Origin of the sequence: Leifsonia sp. A12D58, assembly GCF_047530025.1 — a bacterium.
GTDB lineage: Bacteria > Actinomycetota > Actinomycetes > Actinomycetales > Microbacteriaceae > Cryobacterium.
This window is the reverse complement of the sequence record NZ_JBLJAT010000003.1, coordinates 100,524-119,169: the sequence shown is the minus strand read 5'-3', so window position 1 is coordinate 119,169 and position 18,646 is coordinate 100,524. Positions and strand designations below refer to the sequence as shown.

At 63.7% G+C, this 18,646-nt stretch carries 16 protein-coding genes; 11 read left to right on the top strand and 5 right to left on the bottom strand.

What is annotated here, in order from left to right:
* The first annotated feature begins 165 nt into the window (after window positions 1–165).
* The 8 genes from ACMT3I_RS08955 (at window position 166) to ACMT3I_RS08920 (ending at window position 8,061) form a co-directional block, all read left to right on the top strand.
* Complete coding sequence (locus ACMT3I_RS08955; protein WP_414804142.1) at window positions 166–1,686, top strand: ABC transporter ATP-binding protein; 1,521 nt, start codon at window positions 166–168, stop codon at window positions 1,684–1,686.
* The gene (locus ACMT3I_RS08950) at window positions 1,683–2,975 is read left to right on the top strand and encodes an ABC transporter permease (protein ID WP_414804141.1); all 1,293 of its coding nucleotides are present in this window, start codon (window positions 1,683–1,685) and stop codon (window positions 2,973–2,975) included. Before ACMT3I_RS08955 ends, ACMT3I_RS08950 begins: the two co-directional genes overlap by 4 nt.
* Window positions 2,972–4,270 (top strand): ABC transporter permease, encoded by a 1,299-nt coding sequence (locus ACMT3I_RS08945; protein ID WP_414804140.1) that lies wholly within the window; start codon window positions 2,972–2,974, stop codon window positions 4,268–4,270. The genes ACMT3I_RS08950 and ACMT3I_RS08945 overlap by 4 nt, the downstream gene beginning before the upstream one ends.
* Before the next feature lie 14 nt (window positions 4,271–4,284).
* Window positions 4,285–4,725: a cytidine deaminase gene (locus ACMT3I_RS08940; RefSeq protein ID WP_414804139.1), complete on the top strand. Its 441-nt coding sequence runs from the start codon at window positions 4,285–4,287 to the stop codon at window positions 4,723–4,725.
* Window positions 4,722–6,032, top strand: coding sequence for a thymidine phosphorylase (locus ACMT3I_RS08935; protein ID WP_414804138.1), 1,311 nt, complete (start codon window positions 4,722–4,724; stop codon window positions 6,030–6,032). The genes ACMT3I_RS08940 and ACMT3I_RS08935 overlap by 4 nt, the downstream gene beginning before the upstream one ends.
* Window positions 6,033–6,150: 118 nt before the next feature.
* The gene (locus ACMT3I_RS08930; RefSeq protein ID WP_414804137.1) at window positions 6,151–7,272 is read left to right on the top strand and encodes an adenosine deaminase; all 1,122 of its coding nucleotides are present in this window, start codon (window positions 6,151–6,153) and stop codon (window positions 7,270–7,272) included.
* Window positions 7,273–7,315: 43 nt separating this feature from the next.
* A complete protein-coding gene (locus ACMT3I_RS08925; protein WP_414804136.1) occupies window positions 7,316–7,792 on the top strand; it encodes a PTS sugar transporter subunit IIA in 477 nt (158 codons plus the stop codon).
* Window positions 7,789–8,061 (top strand): PTS sugar transporter subunit IIB, encoded by a 273-nt coding sequence (locus ACMT3I_RS08920; protein ID WP_414804135.1) that lies wholly within the window; start codon window positions 7,789–7,791, stop codon window positions 8,059–8,061. The genes ACMT3I_RS08925 and ACMT3I_RS08920 overlap by 4 nt, the downstream gene beginning before the upstream one ends.
* Before the next feature lie 40 nt (window positions 8,062–8,101).
* Here ACMT3I_RS08920 and ACMT3I_RS08915 read toward each other — a convergent pair whose 3' ends face one another.
* Window positions 8,102–9,505, bottom strand: a complete 1,404-nt coding sequence (locus ACMT3I_RS08915; RefSeq protein ID WP_414804134.1) for a PLP-dependent aminotransferase family protein — start codon at window positions 9,503–9,505, stop codon at window positions 8,102–8,104.
* On the opposite strand from ACMT3I_RS08915, the gene ACMT3I_RS08910 reads away from it, so the two are divergent.
* Window positions 9,504–10,436, top strand: coding sequence for a DMT family transporter (locus tag ACMT3I_RS08910; protein WP_414804133.1), 933 nt, complete (start codon window positions 9,504–9,506; stop codon window positions 10,434–10,436). The two genes, ACMT3I_RS08915 and ACMT3I_RS08910, sit on opposite strands and share 2 nt — an antisense overlap.
* Window positions 10,437–10,503: 67 nt before the next feature.
* Here ACMT3I_RS08910 and ACMT3I_RS08905 read toward each other — a convergent pair whose 3' ends face one another.
* Complete coding sequence (locus ACMT3I_RS08905; protein WP_414804132.1) at window positions 10,504–12,201, bottom strand: phospho-sugar mutase; 1,698 nt, start codon at window positions 12,199–12,201, stop codon at window positions 10,504–10,506.
* Window positions 12,198–13,031 carry a purine-nucleoside phosphorylase gene (locus ACMT3I_RS08900; RefSeq protein ID WP_414804131.1) on the bottom strand — a complete coding sequence of 278 codons (834 nt, stop codon included), beginning with the start codon at window positions 13,029–13,031 and terminating at the stop codon, window positions 12,198–12,200. Before ACMT3I_RS08900 ends, ACMT3I_RS08905 begins: the two co-directional genes overlap by 4 nt.
* A 186-nt stretch (window positions 13,032–13,217) precedes the next feature.
* Here ACMT3I_RS08900 and ACMT3I_RS08895 point away from each other — a divergent pair, with 186 nt between their 5' ends.
* A complete protein-coding gene (locus ACMT3I_RS08895) occupies window positions 13,218–14,654 on the top strand; it encodes an NAD(P)H-quinone dehydrogenase (RefSeq protein WP_414804130.1) in 1,437 nt (478 codons plus the stop codon).
* A gap of 54 nt (window positions 14,655–14,708) precedes the next feature.
* Here the strand turns inward: ACMT3I_RS08895 and ACMT3I_RS08890 are convergent, their stop codons facing one another.
* Window positions 14,709–16,484: an acetyl/propionyl/methylcrotonyl-CoA carboxylase subunit alpha gene (locus ACMT3I_RS08890; protein ID WP_414804129.1), complete on the bottom strand. Its 1,776-nt coding sequence runs from the start codon at window positions 16,482–16,484 to the stop codon at window positions 14,709–14,711.
* 96 nt (window positions 16,485–16,580) lie between these two features.
* Window positions 16,581–17,270, bottom strand: a complete 690-nt coding sequence (locus ACMT3I_RS08885) for a Maf family protein (RefSeq protein ID WP_414804128.1) — start codon at window positions 17,268–17,270, stop codon at window positions 16,581–16,583.
* Window positions 17,271–17,301: 31 nt separating this feature from the next.
* On the opposite strand from ACMT3I_RS08885, the gene ACMT3I_RS08880 reads away from it, so the two are divergent.
* On the top strand, window positions 17,302–18,630 hold the full coding sequence (locus tag ACMT3I_RS08880) for a class I SAM-dependent RNA methyltransferase (RefSeq protein WP_414804127.1): 1,329 nt from the start codon (window positions 17,302–17,304) through the stop codon (window positions 18,628–18,630).
* Window positions 18,631–18,646: the final 16 nt, after the last annotated feature.

Here is an 18,646-nt window from a genome sequence, read left to right as displayed (position 1 = left end):
CTGGCCTCCCCAACTTCGTTAACTGGCTCGTCCCCGCGGGGCACCACCACAACTGAGTGCTCACGTGAGTCGCACGCCCCACATATGAGCGGTCGGGACGATGACGGCACAACATTGGTGCACGCGAACCTACTATTGTTCGCCCACTCAATAGAATCGGAAACTATGAAGCTCGAACTTCGCGGCATTACGAAGAGATTCGGTGCCCTGGTCGCGAACGACCACATCAACCTCACCGTCGAGGCTGGCGAAATCCATGCACTGTTGGGTGAAAACGGTGCTGGCAAGTCAACCTTGATGAACGTGCTCTACGGCCTGTACCAGGCCGACGAGGGCGAGATTCTGCTCGACGACGTTGTCCAGCATTTCTCCGGACCCGGCGATGCCATGGGTGCCGGAATCGGCATGGTGCACCAGCACTTCATGCTGATCCCGGTCTTCACCGTCGCAGAGAACGTGATGCTCGGTCACGAGGAGACCACATTCGGTGGTCGCCTCGACCTGGCAGCCGCGCGTAAGCGTGTTCGAGAGATCTCAGATCGTTTCGGTTTCGACGTGGATCCCGATGCTCTTGTCGAAGACCTGCCCGTCGGCGTGCAGCAGCGAGTCGAGATCATCAAGGCGCTCTCACAGAACGCCAGAGTCCTGGTCTTCGATGAGCCGACTGCCGTGCTCACGCCGCAGGAGACCGACGAGCTGATGGCTATCATGCGCCAGCTCAAAGACACCGGAACCTCCATCGTCTTCATCACGCACAAACTGCGTGAGGTGCGCGAGGTCGCCGACCGGATCACCGTCATCCGTTTGGGCAAGGTCGTCGGCGAAGCGTCGCCGACAGCGTCGAACGAAGAGCTGGCCACACTGATGGTCGGTCGCGCTGTCGATCTGACTGTCGACAAGAAGCCGGCTATGCCCGGTAAGCCCGCGCTCGTCGTATCGAACCTCACCGTGCTTGACCCCCTTGGACACATCGTCGTCGACAACGTCAGTTTCGATGTGAAGGAAGGCGAGATCCTCGCCATCGCCGGTGTGCAGGGCAACGGTCAGACCGAACTCACTGAAGCGCTGATGGGCCTCCAGCCCCGCGTGATCGGCGAGATCACCCTCGATGGCACCTCGCTGCGTGGCCACTCGGTGCGCAAGGTGCTCGATGCCGGAGTCGGCTTCGTGCCTGAAGACCGCAACGAAGACGGCCTTGTCGGCGAATTCACCATCGCAGAGAACCTGATGCTCGACCGGTCGAACGCAGAGCCGTTCGTCAAGCGCTGGAACCTGCAGCTCGACTACCTGGCCCAGTTTGCCGAAGAGAAGATCAAGGAATTCGACGTTCGTTCCCAGGGAATCGAGACTCCTGTCGGTCGTCTGTCCGGCGGTAACGCGCAGAAGGTGGTCCTCGCCAGAGAGCTCAGCCGTGATCTCAGGCTCTTCGTCGCCGCCCAGCCCACACGCGGACTCGATGTCGGATCGATCGAATTCGTCCACGAACGCATTGTCGCAACCCGCGATGCGGGTACTCCCGTCATCGTGATTTCGACAGAACTCGACGAGGTCGCCGCCCTCGCTGACCGAATCATGGTTATGTATCGCGGCCGCATCATCGGAATCGTCCCCGGCGATACCCCTCGCTCAGACCTCGGTCTCATGATGGCTGGCGAATCGCCCGCAGGAGAAGGAGCTGCCGCATGAGCGACAGTCACGTGAAAGCACCAGACACCCAGGCTCCGGGTGACGGAGTGCCAACCGAACCCCCCATGCCCACCGAACCCACAGAGCCCTCGCGCTGGCACAACATGTTCCGCGAGATCACCACAGGCAGTGCGATCATTTCGGTGCTGGCCGTGCTGCTCGCGCTCATCGTCGGCGCGATCATGATTGCGTTCACTGACAAAGAGGTGCAGGCCAGCGCCGGCTACTTCTTCTCTCGCCCCGGCGACATGCTCGGTGCGATCTGGAACTCGGTCTCAGGCGCGTATTCGGCGCTGTTCCAGGGCTCGATCTACAACTTCAGGCGTGATTCATTCGCTGACGGCATCAAGCCGCTCACCGAAACCCTCACCTTCGCCACACCGCTGATCGCGGCAGGCCTCGGTGTTGCGCTCGGTTTCCGCGTTGGTCTGTTCAACATCGGTGGCCGCGGCCAGATGCTGATCGCGGCTGCAATCGGCGGTTGGGTGGCATTCTCATTCGAGCTGCCGTACGGCATCCACATGGTCGTTGCGCTCATCGCCGGCATCCTGGGTGGTGCGCTCTGGGGCGGTATCGTCGGATTGCTCAAGGCACGCACAGGCGCACACGAGGTGATCACCACGATCATGCTCAACTATGTGGCGTTCTACCTGGTCAGCTACCTGCTGCGTGACGGTTTCCTGAAGGCACCGGGGTCAAACAACCCCAAGAGCCCCGCAACGCTGGAGACCGCGGTGTTCCCCGACCTTCTCGGCCCGAAATACAACCTGCACTTCGGTTTCATCCTGGTGATCATCGCCACTTTCTTCACCTGGTGGCTGCTCTCTCGCTCTAACCTGGGCTTCCAGTTCAAGGCCGTCGGCCTCAACCCGAATGCGGCCAGAGTGGCCGGCATCAGCGTCAAGCGCATGTATGTCTACGCAATGCTGCTCTCGGGTGGACTCGTCGGTCTCGCCGGCATCAACCAGGTACTCGGCACAACGACCAGTGGCTTCGGTGCCGGCATCGACTCCGGCATCGGCTTCGACGCGATCACCGTCGCCCTGCTCGGCCGTTCCAAGCCGTGGGGAGTCTTCATCGCCGGCATCCTGTTCGGAGCGTTCAAGGCCGGTGGCTTCGCCATGCAGGCCGCAGAAGGTGTCCCTGTTGACATCGTGCTGGTTGTGCAATCGCTCATCGTTCTCTTCATCGCCGCGCCGCCACTTGTGCGCGCAATCTTCAGGCTGCCTGCACCGGGCGTTGCCCGTAAGGCGCTCCCATCGGTCACCAAGGAGGTAGCTGCAAAGTGAGTACCGTAGCGCACGTATCGCAGCCGACCCAGCCGGTCGAACCGACGCCAGGCCCCGGGGTAGCCCGTATCAAGAGCTGGAAGACACCGATCGCCTTCGGAGTCTTCACCGTGCTCTCGTTCCTGCTTCTCGTGGTCTTCGGCCGCGAGGGCATCAGCACCATGCGGTTGTCGACATCAGACGACCTGATCCAGCTGCCGGATGTCGAGCTCAACGTCAAGGTAACCGGTGTCATCGTCACCGTCCTGCTCCTGGCGATCACCGCCCTCAGCATCTGGATGGTCCAGACGTACCGCAAGGTGCCGATCTGGCTCGTGTCGGTGTTCGCCTTCCTGGTGCTCCTCGGCTTCCTGGCCTGGGCATCGGCCGGCGAAGCGATTCCGGTCCCCGGTCTGCTGTTCGGCTCGCTGAGCCTTGCTGTGCCGCTCATCTTCGGTGCCATGGGCGGGGTGATCTCTGAGCGCGTCGGTGTCGTCAACGTCGCAATCGAAGGTCAGTTGCTCGCTGGCGCGTTCACGTCGGCAATGGTCGCTTCGCTTACCGGTCAGCCGCTGCTCGGTCTCGTCGCCGCGATGATCGCCGGTGTACTCGTCTCGTTCGTGCTTGCCGCCTTCGCGATCAAGTACTTCGTCGACCAGGTCATCGTCGGTGTGGTTCTCAACGTGCTCGTCACTGGCCTCACGGGCTTCCTGTTCTCGCAGGTGCTCGCGCCGAACGCAGCAACGCTCAACCAGCCGCCGCGTTTCGACAAGATCAACATCCCTTTCCTGTCTGAAATCCCGATCATCGGTCCGGTCTTCTTCAGGCAGACCCTGATCGTCTACATCATGTACGTCGTGGTTGCAGCTGTGTACTTCGGCATCTTCCACACCCGCTGGGGACTGCGCCTCCGTGCCGTCGGTGAACACCCGCAGGCTGCGGACACCGTCGGCATCAATGTGACCTCGACTCGCTTCTGGAACGTCTCGCTTGCCGGTGCGATCGCCGGTCTCGGTGGCGCGTACTTCACGCTCGGTTCTGTCGGTGCGTTCGGTAAGGAAATGACAGCGGGCGCCGGATTCATCGCCCTGGCCGCCGTGATCTTCGGTCGCTGGGATCCGATCAGGGCAACACTGGCCGCACTGCTGTTCGGATTCGCCAGCAACCTGCAGAACGTGCTCAGCATCATCGGATCTCCGGTGCCGAGTGAGTTCATGCTGATGCTGCCATACCTCGTCACTATCTTTGCTGTCGCGGGGTTGGTGGGGCAGTCACGAGGACCAGCGGCATCCGGCAAACCATACATAAAGTCATAAGCAGGAGCACCAGCGTGAGTTCAGCATCCGAAAGCCCGTCGTCAGCTTCAGCAATCGATTGGGACGCTCTGCGGAGCGTCGCAACCGCTGCAATGGGCAAGGCATATGCCCCGTACTCGAAGTACCCCGTCGGGGCAGCAGCGATTGCCACCGATGGTCGCATCGTGAGCGGATGCAACATCGAGAACGCGTCATACGGAGTCACGCTGTGTGCTGAGTGCTCGCTCGTCACCGACCTGATCATGGGCGGTGGCGGGCGCCTGGTGGCGTTCACCTGCGTTGACGGCAACGGCAACGTGCTGATGCCGTGTGGTCGTTGCCGGCAGCTGTTGTTCGAGCACTCAGACGCAGGCATGCTGCTGGAGACCGTGTCTGGTATTCGTACGATCGACCAGGTGCTGCCGGATGCCTTCGGGCCCAGGCAGCTTGACGAATACAAGGCGGACTCCGAATGAGCAACACGACCACCATCGAGTCCTTCGACGCCGTCGACCTGATCCACGCCAAGCGTGACAAGGGCGAGCTCAGCACCGAACAGATCAACTGGCTGATCGACGCATACACGCGCGGTTATGTCGGCGATGAGCAGATGGCCGCCATGATCATGGCGATCTACCTGAATGGCATGAACCGCCACGAGATCCGCGACCTGACAATGGCCATGCTGGCCAGCGGCGAGCGGATGAGCTTTGCGGGACTCGGCAAGCCGACGACAGACAAGCACTCGACCGGAGGGGTCGGCGACAAGATCACCCTGCCGCTCACACCGCTGGTCGCCGTCTTCGGCGCCGCTATCCCTCAGCTGTCTGGCCGAGGTCTCGGTCACACCGGTGGCACGCTCGACAAGCTCGAGTCGATCCCGGGCTGGCGCGCCAATCTCTCGAACGACGAGATGTTCGCCCAGCTGCGCGACGTCGGCGGCGTCGTCTGCGCGGCGGGCAGCGGCCTGGCTCCTGCAGACGGAAAGTTGTACGCGCTTCGCGACGTGACCGGCACTGTCGAGTCGATTCCACTCATCGCCTCGTCGATCATGTCGAAGAAGATCGCCGAAGGTACTGGAGCGCTGGTACTCGACGTGAAGTTCGGCTCAGGCGCCTTCTTGAAAGATATTGAGCGCTCCAGGGAGCTCGCTCACACGATGGTTCAGCTCGGCGAGGACGCGGGGGTGGCGACATCCGCTCTGCTCACGAACATGAACGTGCCGCTCGGACTCACGATCGGCAATGCGAACGAGGTGCGGGAATCGATCGAGGTTCTCGCAGGTGGCGGACCATCGGACGTCGTCGAGCTGACTGTCGCGCTGGCGCGAGAGATGCTGGCACTCGTCGGAAAGACCGATGTCGATGTTGAAGCTGCGCTGACCGACGGTCGAGCGATGGACAAGTGGCGCGCTGTCATCTCTGCGCAGGGTGGAGACCCGGATGCCGCGCTTCCTGTGGCGCGAGAGAGTCACGTCGTCACCGCCGATCGCGACGGTGTGCTCGTCGAGATGCAGGCCTTGCCCTTCGGAATCGGTGCCTGGCGTCTGGGTGCAGGGCGGGCACGCAAACAGGATCCGGTGCAGCACGCAGCGGGCATCGACCTGCACGTGAAGCCGGGCGCTCCCGTGCGAGCAGGCCAGCCGTTGTTCACACTCAGCGCTGACGAGCCCGAACGCTTCGCACGGGCCCTCGAAGCACTTGATGGCGCCTGGCGAATCGGGGACCCTGGCGAGCAGATTCACGATGGCGGCTCGCTGATCGCCGAGCGAATCGGACGCTGACCCACGCTGCAGTGAAGCCACTCGATCGGTGGTATTCGCCGCGCATCGGGACACATGTGCAGCGCTCGTTCAGGTTGCAAAGCGGCGTCGGATGCCTGCCCCCCGGTAGATTAGTGACGTGAACACGAACTCAGAGGTCTTTCTGTTGCCACGCACGGGGATCAGCATCAACGCTCTGCCCAAAATCTCGCTGCACGACCACCTCGATGGTGGTTTGCGCCCGCAGACGATCATCGAACTGGCCGAGTCGATCGGCATGGAACTGCCGGTGAACGATGCTGCAGGCCTCGGCGCCTGGTTCGCCGACCAGTCAAACTCCGGCTCGCTGGTCGAATACCTCAAAACCTTCGATGTGACCACAGGTGTCATGCAGACCGCTGAAGGCCTCGCGCGCGTCGCCCGCGAATTCGTTGAAGACCTCGCAGCGGATGGCGTGATCTACGGCGAGATTCGCTGGGCGCCCGAACAGCACCTCGCCCGTGGCCTCACCCTCGACCAGGCGGTCGACGCAGTACAGGACGGCATCGAGGCCGGCATCGAGAGCGTCAAGCAGAACGGCGCCAGAATCCGCATTGGCCAGCTCGTCACCGCGATGCGTCACGCCGACCGCGCACTGGAAATCGCAGAACTCGCTGTTCGTCACCGCGACAATGGCGTTGTCGGATTCGACATCGCCGGCGCAGAACTCGGCTTCCCCGCCAGCAACCACGCTGCGGCATTCGAGTACCTGGCCCGTGAGTTCTTCCCTGTCACGGTGCACGCCGGTGAGGCAGACGGAGTGGAGAGCATCCGCAGCGCCCTGATCGATGGCCGTGCACTGCGCCTCGGCCACGGTGTACGCCTGGCCGAAGATATCTCGATCGAACGCGAAGACAACGACAACACCTATGTGACGCTCGGTGCTGTTGCGCAGTGGGTACGCGATCGCGAGGTCCCGCTCGAGCTCAGCCCCTCATCGAACCTGCAGACCGGAGCCATCGCAGCCTGGGGTGACGACCTCCTCGACCACCCGTTCGACCTGCTCTACCAGCTGGGCTTCCGCGTCACGGTGAACACCGACAACCGCCTGATGAGCAACACCTCGCTCAGCCGCGAGCTGGCACTACTCAGCGATGCGTTTGGGTACGACATCGAGGATCTCGAGGTGTTCCAGCACAACGCTGTCGCTGCATCATTCCTCTCACTCGAAGACCGAGAAGAACTCAGCGATGCCATCGTGAGCGGATTCAGCAACGCTTGATTCCGCATTCGTTCCCGTCACCACCCGCTCGTCGAAAGCAGCCATGACACTTCCTCCATTGCCCGATTCTGCAATTGAGATTGGCGCGCGCGTCGCTGATTGGCGTGAGGCGATCACCGAGGTCGGCGAAGTTCTCGAGCGATCCGGATCGACAACCGCTGGTTACACCGAGCGCATGATCGGCGTCATCGACGAGTTCGGTGCCTACATCGTGATCGCACCGGGCTTCGCCCTCGCGCACGCGAGGCCGGGCCCCGACGTATTGGCCGAAGGCCTGTGCGTCGTGACGCTTGCCGAACCGGTACCGTTCGGACATCCGCACAACGACCCGGTCGGGGTCGTGATCGGCCTGGCCGTCACAAGCTCTGACGAGCACGTACGGTTCGTGTCCGAACTGGCCAACGTCTTCAACGACGCCAGCGTCATCCCGGCGATTTCAGCCGCTACCACCGCCGACCAGATTCGCTCTCTGCTCGGTGTTACTCCCACTGCCAGCGCATCAACCGAGGATCCAGCATGAAAATCGTAACCATCTGTGGAGCAGGGATCGGAACATCCGCCATCCTCAAGACCAACGCTGAGCGTGCACTTGAACGCCTCGACATCGAGGCAGAGGTCACCGCGACCGACGTGGCCAGCGTTGCAGCTGTCGCCCGTGACGCACAGGTGATCCTGACGTCGTCCGAACTCGTCGACGCGATCGGAAAGACCAACGCCGATGTGATCGTCGTCGACAACTACTTCGATCTCGACGAGTTGGCCACCAAGCTCGAAAAGGCCCTCGGCTAGCTACCGCCGGTATGGCTGCAGCTGGTTTATGCAGCTGGACTTAGGAATCGAGGGCCTGGCCCAGAATGCGTGCGCCCTCCGGGAAGGCGCCAGGATTGGCGCCCGAAAAGTTGAGGCGGACGAACGGGCCGGCCGGCTCTGCTGGAAACCACTCGCTGCCGGCGGCGATGAACACGCCGGCGTCTTCGCACTGGCGAACCAGCCGGTCGATGGCCGTGCCGTCAGGGAGTCGGAGCCAGAGGTTGAGCCCGCCGGCCGGGATATTGGTGAGATGGGCGCGGGGCGCATGCTCTTGCAGGCTGTCGATGAGCAGGTCGCGGCGTGCGCGCAGCTGCTGGCGAAGGCCGCGGAGATGGGTCTGCCAGCCCGGCTGGGTCACGACGTCGAGTGCAGCAGCCTGAAGGATCCCGCTCACATACATCGACGATGCACTACGGTCGGCGAGGATCCGTTCGCGCGCCGGCCCGCGCGCGATGACGGCGGCAATCCGGATGGACGGAGACACGCTCTTGGTTAGCGAGCGGATGTAGACGACATGCCCGGCGTCATCCTGGGTGGCGAGAGGCGTCGGCGTCGTTGTAATGCCGAAGTCGTGAGCCCAATCATCCTCGATGAGGAAGGCACCGGCCGCGCGGACGACGTTGAGAACCTGGCTCGCCGTGTCCGGCGACCACTGTGCGCCGGTGGGATTGGCGTAGTTCGGTTGGGCATAGAAGGCCCGAGCCCCGCTCTCCTCGAACGCGCGTGCAAGCACGTCAGGCTCAGGCCCGTTCGGACCACTGGGCACGGGAATGACCTGCACGCCGGCCTGCGCGGCCGCGAGAATCGCGCCGCCGTAGGTGGGCGACTCCATCAGGAGGGGCTGCCCCGCGGTGACGAGGGCGCGGAATATCGAGCTGAGACCGCTCTGGCTGCCGGGGAGGATGATGACATCACTCGGTGAGGGGGGAGTGATGCCGATCGGAGTGGCGGCGGCGAGCTCTGTCGCGAACCACGACTGCAATTCAGCAAGCCCGGAAGCTGGCGAGCGGAAGAGCGCTGCGTCGCCCCGCGCTGCGCGGGTGAGAGCTGCTCGAACGAGACGCTCAGGCAAGAGCTCACGGTCGGGGTAACCCGCATGCATGGCGATCGCGCCGTGCGTGCCCGTTCGCATCGTCGACGATGATGTGGAGAAGCGGGTGTGGAGTGGGCGAAGGGCCGCCGTCTGCCAGCCGTAGTCGAGCGGGCGCGCGGTGCGCGTCATACGCACGAACGTCCCGACGCCGGGGCGGCTGTCGATCAAGCCCTGCACGGTGAGCGCCCGCATCGCCTTCTGCACGGTCACCGGGCTTGCCTCGTAGCGGGCGACCAGGGAACGCGTCGATGGAAGCTTCGCACCGGAAGGAGCCGCAGAGATCCACTCTCGAAGGTCGGCGACGATCCGTGAACTGCTATCGTTATCCATGAAGATAGATAGTAGCGCTACTCGGATAATATCGCCGGTGATATCCCGTTCTCATGCAGGTCTCTGGTGGGGACTTGTGGGAATTATGGCGTTCTCCTTCACGGTGCCATTCACTCGGATCGCTCTGGGGGGACTCTCGCCGCTGTTCATCGGATCTGGCAGGGCTGTCGTTGCCGCCGTGCTCGCCGCAACAGCACTGGCATTGACGAAGCAGCGTCTTCCCCGCGGTATCCAGTGGGCCCGTCTGGCTGTGGTCGCCGGAGGCGTCGTCATCGGCTTCCCGCTGCTGACCTCGTTTGCGCTGACGACCGCGCCGGCGAGTCACGGCGCCGTCGTCATCGCACTGCTCCCCGCCGCCACAGCGGTGATGGCGGTCATCCGTGGGAAGGAACGCCCGGCGGTATCGTTCTGGGTGATGGCGGTGGTCGGCGCCGTGGTCGCGATCACGTTCGCCTCGCTGCAGGGCGGTGGCTTCGCGCAGCCGACGACATCCGACCTGCTGCTGTTCGGGGCTGTCGTCGCCGCGGCGATCGGATATGCAGAGGGAGGCCTGCTCGCCCGTGAGCTCGGTGCCTGGCAAACCGTGTCGTGGGCACTCGTGCTGGCCTCGCCGTTGATGATCGGCCTGACCATCGTCGCCGCGGTGCAGCAACCACCAGCGGGATCCCAGACGGAGTGGGCAGCCTTCGCCTACCTGGCGGTGGTGAGCATGTTTCTCGGATTCTTCGCCTGGTACCGCGGACTCGCGATCGGACCGATGACGCAGGTGAGCCAGGTGCAGCTCGTGCAACCCGTGCTGACCATTCTGTGGGCGTTCCTGCTGCTGCACGAAGACCTCAGCTGGGCGACAATACTCGGCGGCCTGGCTGTCATCTTGTGCGCAGGCATCGCCGTGCGGGTCCGCGCGGCCTCAAGCAACGCGCTCCGATAGCAAGAAATCGACCTAAACGCGTGCGTATAGGTCGATTTCTTGCGAACGGATGCCGTGCAACCGAGTGTCAGCCGATGAGCACGCGCATGCCCGCGTCGAGTTCGGCCAGCGCTGCAGTGGCCGCCGAGCGTCGCTCTGCAACGGTTCCTGTCGAACTCTGGGTGTCGAGGTAGACCTTGAGCTTGGGCTCAGTGCCGCTCGGTCGCACCATCACGCGAGAACCATCGGCGAGCCAGATGCGCAACACGTCGCTCGGTGGCAGGTTTCCGAATCCACCGCTCAAGTCATCGATGCTCGACACTGCGATTGACCCGACGAACGCCGGGGGAGTGTCGCGCAGTCTGGCCATCACGGTGGCGATCTCTGACAGGTCACTCACACGCACTGAGATCTGGCCCGATGCGAAGTACCCGAACTTCTCGCTGAAATGATCGAGGTGCTCGGCAAGGGTGACACCGTCCGCCTTCAGCTCGCTGACCAGTGACAGCAGGGCGACGGCAGCCGAAATGCCATCCTTGTCGCGCACCGTCGATGGATTCACGAGATAGCCCAGGGCTTCTTCGAAACCGTAGATGATGCCGGGAGCCCGCGAGACCCATTTGAAGCCCGTAAGGGTGTCGCTGAAGCCGAGACCGTATGCATCTGCCACGACCTTGAGTGCTGGCGTCGACACGATCGAACAGGCGAGTGTGCCTTCTGCGGCGCCGTCGCCCCGCGCGTTGGCTGTCGCAAGCTCGGCTGCGCGCCAGCCGAGGATGGCGCCGACCTCGTTACCGCTGAGTCGTCTGTATCCGCTCTCCTGGGAGGCATCGGGGATGGCGACGGCGAGACGGTCGGCATCCGGGTCGTTGGCGATGATGAGCTCGGCGGCGACCTCACGGGCGACCTCATAGGAGAGGTCCATGGCGCCCGGCTCTTCCGGGTTCGGGAAAGCGACGGTGGGGAACGCAGGATCGGGCGCGATCTGTGCGTCAACCAGCGTCGGCTGCTCGAATCCGGCAGCCTCGAGCACGCGGCGGGTGGTGTCCCAGCCGACGCCGTGCATGGCGGTGTATACGGCGTTCACCTGGGCGCGCGGCGCGGCAGCAAGCCCGGCTGTCGCGTCGACGTAGGCCTGAACGACCGACTCATCTGCGGTCTCATAGGCTGCACGGGGCAACTCTGGGACGAGACGTTCGGCAGCCACCTTGAGGATTTCTGCTGCGATGGCTGCGTCGTCAGGAGAGACGATCTGCGAGCCGTGGTTCTCGCCGCCCAGGTACACCTTGTACCCGTTGTCGTTCGGCGGGTTGTGCGACGCCGTCACCATCACGCCGGCGCTCGCATCGAGCTGGCGCACCGCGAAGGCGAGAACGGGCGTCGGCAGCAGGCGAGGGAGCAGGATGGCGCGCACGCCGGCTCCAGCCATCAGCTCGGCCGTGTCGGTGGCGAAGATGTGTGAGTTCTTGCGACCGTCGTAGCCGACGACAACAGACGGCGTGGTTCCGGCCGGTGCTTCAGCGAGCAGGTACGCGGCGAGGCCAGCAGCTGCCTGAGAAACCAGGACCCGGTTCATCCGGTTGGAGCCTGCAGAAATCTCGCCGCGCAGGCCAGCGGTGCCGAAGGCCAGCCGTTCGTCGAAGCGGGCGTGCAGGTCGGCGGTGGCGTTCTCGTCACCGTCGCGTGAGGCGGAAATCAGCGAACGAAGCTGGGTCTGGGTCTCGGGATCGGGATCCTGGGCCAGCCACGCGGCGGCTACCTCGGTGATCTCGGTGGTGCTGGTCACAGTGCAGCCACGATTCGGGCCAGCAGCGAGGTGATCACCGGTTCGGCCTCGCGACCGGCTTCGATGACCTCCTGGTGGCTGAGCGGCGTCTTCTGGATGCCGGCTGCCAGGTTGGTGATCAACGACATGCCGAGGATCTCCATGCCGGCCTGGCGAGCAGCGATCGCTTCGAGGGCCGTGGACATGCCCACGATGTGGCCACCGATGGCCTTGGCCATCTGTACCTCGGCCGGGGTTTCGTAGTGCGGTCCGCGGAACTGGCAGTAGACACCCTCATCGAGGCTCGAGTCGATGCTCTTGGCGAGCTCGCGGAGCCTGGTTGAGTACAGGTCGGTGAGGTCGATGAACGTTGCGCCCTCAAGCGGCGAGTCTGCAGTCAGGTTGATGTGGTCGCTGATCAGCACGGGAGTGCCGGGCGTCCAGGTCTGCTTGATGCCACCGGCCCCGTTGGTGAGGATCATCGTCTTCGCACCGGTTGCAGCCGCGGTCCTGACGCTGTGCACGACGCGACGAACGCCGTGGTTCTCGTAGTAGTGGGTACGAGCGCCGATCACGAGAGCACGCTTGCCGCTCGGCAGCAGTACAGAGCGCAGCGTGCCAACGTGGCCTTCCAGCGCCGGAGCGCTGAAGCCGATGATTTCCTGAGCGGGAATCGTGTGGGTGGTCTCGCCGATCAGGTCGGCGGCCTTGCCCCATCCGCTGCCGAGCGTGAGGGCGACATCGTGTCGCTCAACGCCTGTTGCTGCGGCGATCTGCTCTGCTGCGATCCGCGCAACGTCGAACGGATCGGTCTGGGGGTCGTCAAGAGGATTGGTCTCGGGTGTAAGCATTCCACCACTCTAATTGCCCATTGATTTCGCACGGGAAGAAATGCGATCCGCTGCTCGAAAGAGCAGCGTGACCGGTGCTTCGACCCGATGTCTGCCTACTTTCTTGACCAAATACCGGCACCTGATGGTGCAGTGCCACATGACGCGCGTTTGTCGGCAAGTCCACAGGTACGGAAGAATGGAGGAATGCCATACGAGTTCGAACGCAAGCAGAGAATTGTCGTACTCGGAGGAGGCCCAGGCGGATACGAAGCCGCCATCGCCGGTGCCCAACAGGGAGCGGATGTCACGCTGGTCGAACGCGTGGGCATCGGCGGCGCGGCGGTCATCACCGACGTCGTCCCCTCTAAGTCGCTGATCGCGACGGCAGAGGCATCCAACTCGATCGGTGAAGCAACCGACCTGGGTGTGCAGTTCTTCGTGCGTGGTGAAAACGGAAAACCGACACGGCCAGAAGTTGCGATCAACCTCGCAGCGGTCAACAAGCGCCTGCTCGGACTAGCCAGGCAGCAGTCGGAAGACATGAAGGCCACACTGATCCGTGCAGGCGTGCGCTTGATCCAGGGTCACGGACGGCTTGACGGCTCGACAGCGGTCATCGTCTCAACAGCCCCAGGCGAGTCCGGCATGGACTTTGAACGTATCGAGGCAGACACGATCGTCGTCTCTGTCGGCGCAAGCCCGCGTATCCTGCCGTCCGCAATTCCTGACGGCGAGCGAATCCTCACCTGGACGCAGCTCTACAACCTCAAAGCAGTGCCTGAGCACCTCATCGTTGTCGGGTCAGGTGTGACGGGAGCGGAGTTCGCATCCGCCTACCGCGCTCTCGGGGCGAAGGTGACGCTCATCTCGAGCCGCGACCAGGTTCTGCCGGGTGAAGATGTCGACGCGGCCAACGTGATTGAAGACGTGTTCAAGCGCAACGGCATGGTCGTGCTGCAGAAGTCCCGCGCCGACTCGGTGGTGCGTTCGGAGGCCGGAGTAGTCGCCACGCTCTCGGACGGCAGGACCGTCACCGGCAGCCACTGCCTGATCGCCGTTGGCTCGATCCCGAATACCGCCGAATTGGGGCTGGAAGAGGCCGGCGTGCAGCTGACCGACTCTGGGCACATTCGGGTCAACCGCGTATCACGCACGTCAATCCCCAACATTTACGCGGCCGGCGACTGCACGACCGAGCTGCCGCTGGCATCCGTGGCCTCCATGTCAGGACGCACAGCTGTCTTCCATGCGATGGGCGACGCGGTGAACCCGATCGAGATCCGCAACGTGGCCTCGAACATCTTCACTCAGCCGGAGATCGCGACCGTCGGCTGGACGCAGAAGCAGATCGAAGAGGGCCTGGTGCGCGGCGACATCTACAAGCTGCCGCTCTCATCGAACCCGCGCGCCAAGATGATGGGCATCAAGGACGGCTTCGTCAAGCTGTTCGCGAGCACCGGCAGCGGCGCTGTCATCGGTGGCGTCATCGTCGCCCCCAAGGCGAGCGAACTTATCTTCCCGCTTGCACTGGCCGTTGAGCACCGCCTGACAGTCGACGAGGTGGCGCGCGCGTTTGCTGTATACCCCTCGCTCACCGGTTCCATCTCGGATGCCGCACGGGCGATGCACGTCGTCAACTAGTACAGCGGTCGCGCAGGACGCTGACGCAGAACCCTGGCATGAAGCCGGGCGCGACTACGCCGCGTCGACGACTGTCAGCAGCAGGTGGCCTGACGACACTGTGGCGCCGACCTCTGCGGTGATGGAGCCGATGACGCCATCCTTGTGCGCGGTCAACGGCTGTTCCATCTTCATGGCTTCGAGAACGATGAGCAGGTCACCCTTGATGACCGAGTCGCCTTCTGCCACTGCGAGCTTGACGATGGTGGCCTGCATCGGTGCTTTGACCGCGTCGCCGGTTGCCGTGTCGATCGCGTGAGCCCCTGCGCGTCGCTTGGGTGCGGGACCTGATGCCGCTCCTTCAGCCGCTGCACCGGGCAGCAGTCGGACGGGCAGTGTGACCTCAATGCGACGACCATCGACCTCGATGACGACGCTGTGGCGCTTGTGTGAGGTGTCTGTGTCGTCCAGGGTGCCGGTCCATGGCTCGATGGTGTTGTCGAATTCGGTCTCGATCCAGCGGGTGTACACCGAGAAGGGCTCGCCGTTTTCCGGAGCGAACGCCGGGTCCCGCACGATTGCACGGTGGAATGGCAGCACGGTCGGCAGGCCGGCGATCTCGAACTCGTCGAGGGCACGGCGGGAGCGCTCGAGCGCTTCCTCGCGGGTGGCGCCTGTGATGATGAGCTTGGCAAGCAGGGAGTCGAACGAGCCGGAGATGACATCGCCGGCCTGAACCCCGCTGTCGACGCGCACGCCGGGGCCGCCGGCGGGCTTGAAGACATGCACGGGGCCGGGGGAGGGGATGAAGCCGCGGCCGGCATCCTCGCCATTGATGCGGAACTCAAACGAGTGGCCGGTGGCGATGGGGTCGTCGTAGTCGAGCACGCCGCCCGCCGCGATGCGGAACTGCTCACGCACCAGGTCGATGCCGGTGACTTCTTCAGACACCGGGTGCTCAACCTGCAGGCGGGTGTTGACCTCGAGGAACGAGACGGTGCCGTCCTTGCCGATCAGGAACTCGCAGGTGCCGGCACCCTGGTAGCCGACCTCCTTGAGGATGGCCTTCGACGCGCGGTACAGCTCGGTGGTCTGCGCCTCGGTGAGGAACGGGGCAGGCGCTTCTTCGACAAGCTTCTGGTGGCGACGCTGCAGCGAGCAGTCGCGGGTCGAGACGACAACGACGTTGCCGTGGGCATCCGCGAGGCACTGGGTCTCGACGTGCCTAGGCGCATCGAGGTACTTCTCGACGAAGCACTCGCCGCGGCCGAAGGCTGCGATCGCCTCGCGGGTCGCTGAATCGAACAGCTCCGGAATCTCTTCGCGGGTGCGGGCGACCTTGAGTCCGCGGCCGCCGCCGCCGAATGCCGCCTTGATGGCAACGGGCAGACCGTGGGTGTCGACAAAGTCGAGCACCTCGGATGCGTCAGCGACCGGGTTCAATGTTCCTGGCGCGAGTGGGGCACCGACACGCTCTGCGATGTGCCTGGCCGACACCTTGTCGCCCAGCTTCTCGATGGCGTCTGGCGACGGGCCGATCCAGGTGATGCCTGCGGCGATGACGGCGCGGGCGAAGTCTGCGTTCTCGGCGAGGAACCCGTATCCGGGGTGGATGGCGTCGGCGCCGGAGCGGCGGGCGATAGAGAGAATCTTCTCGATGACGAGGTAGGTCTCGGCGCTCGTGGTTCCTTCAAGCCCGTATGCCTCATCGGCGAGGCGGGCGTGCAATGCGTCACGATCCTGGTCGGCGTATACGGCGACTGAAGCAATTCCGCTGTCTTTCGCTGCGCGAATCACTCGGACTGCGATCTCGCCTCTGTTGGCGATGAGGACCTTCGTTATGGGAGACACAGTCCCTTAGCTTATTGCCCGCCCCGCACGTTCTTTTGGTTCTGTTCGACAAAAAAGTGCGTGTCTTGCGATCGGATCCCTACAAGGGTGAGGCGACTACTGCCGGTTCCAGAGGTCTGTCCACTCGAGATCCATGCCCCGAACCAACCGGCGAAGTGCGGGCAGGGAGAGGCCGACAACCGTCGACGGATCGCCAGAAATATGCGTGATGAAACCGGCACCGAGGCTGTCGATGGTGAATGCGCCCGCGACAAAAAGTGGCTCGCCCGTTGCGACGTAGGCATCGATCTCGGCATCGCTGATGTCATCGGCAAAGGTCACATCGGCGACGGTCACGGCACCGGCAGCACGCACTGACACGCCATCGACCTGCTCGATGAGCCAGTGTCCGGAGAGGAGCTGTCCGGTCTTGCCGCGCTGTAGGTGCCATCTGGCCGTGGCGTTCTCCGGGGTGTGCGGCTTGCCATATGTCACGCCGTCGATCACGAACATCGAGTCGCCGCCCAGGACTAATCCGGTGCGCCCGCGAAGCTCTTCTCCGGGCGCCGGTGCAGCGGATGCCGCGTCAGGCTCAGCTGCCAACGGCGCTGCTGCCACCGCTTCAGCTTTGGCTCGTGCCAACATCAGCACCAAATCTGCCGGGTCATGAGGCGCTCCTGCGGCAAGTTCCGCCGCTTCTGACACTGCATCTTCATCAACATCCGGAGCGTGCAGAATCGGCTCGATGCCTGATGAGCGCAACAGCGCGAGGCGCGCAGGCGATGTAGATGCCAAATAGAGGCGCATGATACTCCTTGGGGTGTGGGATTATCGATAGATGGGCACCAATCGCACACAGTCTGACCGTAATTCGCACCAGTCACCGAAACCTCAGGGCGCAGAGGTAGGCACTGAACTCGAACTCGACATCACCAACGTAGCCCACGGCGGAATCTTCGTCGCTCGCCACGAAGGGCGCGTCATCTTCGTGAGCGACACCCTGCCGGGTGAGCGCGTCCGCGCTCGCCTCACCGAGGCCAACCACAAGAGCTTCTGGCGCGCAGAGACCCTCGAAGTCCTCGACGCAGCCCCAGAGCGCCAGCCGCACGTCTGGGCCGCCGCCGCAATCGAGCGCGCCCCAGAACAGCGTGCCGGTGGTGCCGAATTCGGCCACATCGCACTCGCTCACCAGCGCGAGCTGAAGCGCCAGGTACTTGCTGATGCCATGAAGCGCATGGCGAAAATCGACACGGATGTCGCCGTCGAGGCCGTTCCTGTCGGTCCGAACGCGTCGCCCGGCGATGAGCTCGACGGAACGGGCTGGCGCACGCGCATCAGCCTGCACGTTGACAAAGACGGCTTCGTCGGCCCATACGCTGCCAGGTCGCACAACGTCATTCACGTTGACGACATGCCGTTGGCGACGCATGCCGTCGAGATGGCCGCACCGCTCGACGGGCGTTTTCCCGGCGCAGCATCCGTTGATGTCGTCGCACCGAGCACCGGTCGTGTGCAGATCCTTGTCGCAGAGGCCGACGCCAAGGGAAAGCGCAAGCCGACCCCGCGCAACGTCATCACCGAGCGTGTAGGCGACCGCGAATTCAAGCTCGACGCGTCGGGTTTCTGGCAGGTGCACTCGAGTGCGGCCGAAACGCTGACGAAGGCAGTGCAAGAGGCCATCGACGAATCCCTGTTCGACCCGCGCGCAGCGAACCTCGACCTCTATGGTGGAGTCGGCCTACTGGCCGCGGCCGTCGGTGACCGCTTCGGCTCGACGGTGCGCATCACCTCGGTCGAGAGCGATGCGACGGCAACTGACTTCGCGTCAGAAAACCTCTCAGAGTGGATGGGCGCCAGCGCGCTCACTGACCGTGTCGACCGCTACCTGGCTCGCATCAGCCGTGACGCCAGCGCCGCAGAACGCAGCCGCCTGTCCGCAGGCACCGTCGTTCTCGACCCGCCGCGTTCGGGCGCTGGGCGCATGGTCGTCGATCAGCTCGGAGCGCTCGCTCCTCGTCAGATCGTCTATGTGGCCTGTGATCCCGTTGCGCTTGCACGCGACGTTGCGCTGTTCGCCGAGCACGGTTACCAGCTCAAGACACTTCGTGCATTCGACCTGTTTCCGAACACTCACCATGTCGAAGCGGTGGCTCTCCTCTCGCACTAGGTATCGTTGACTCAAG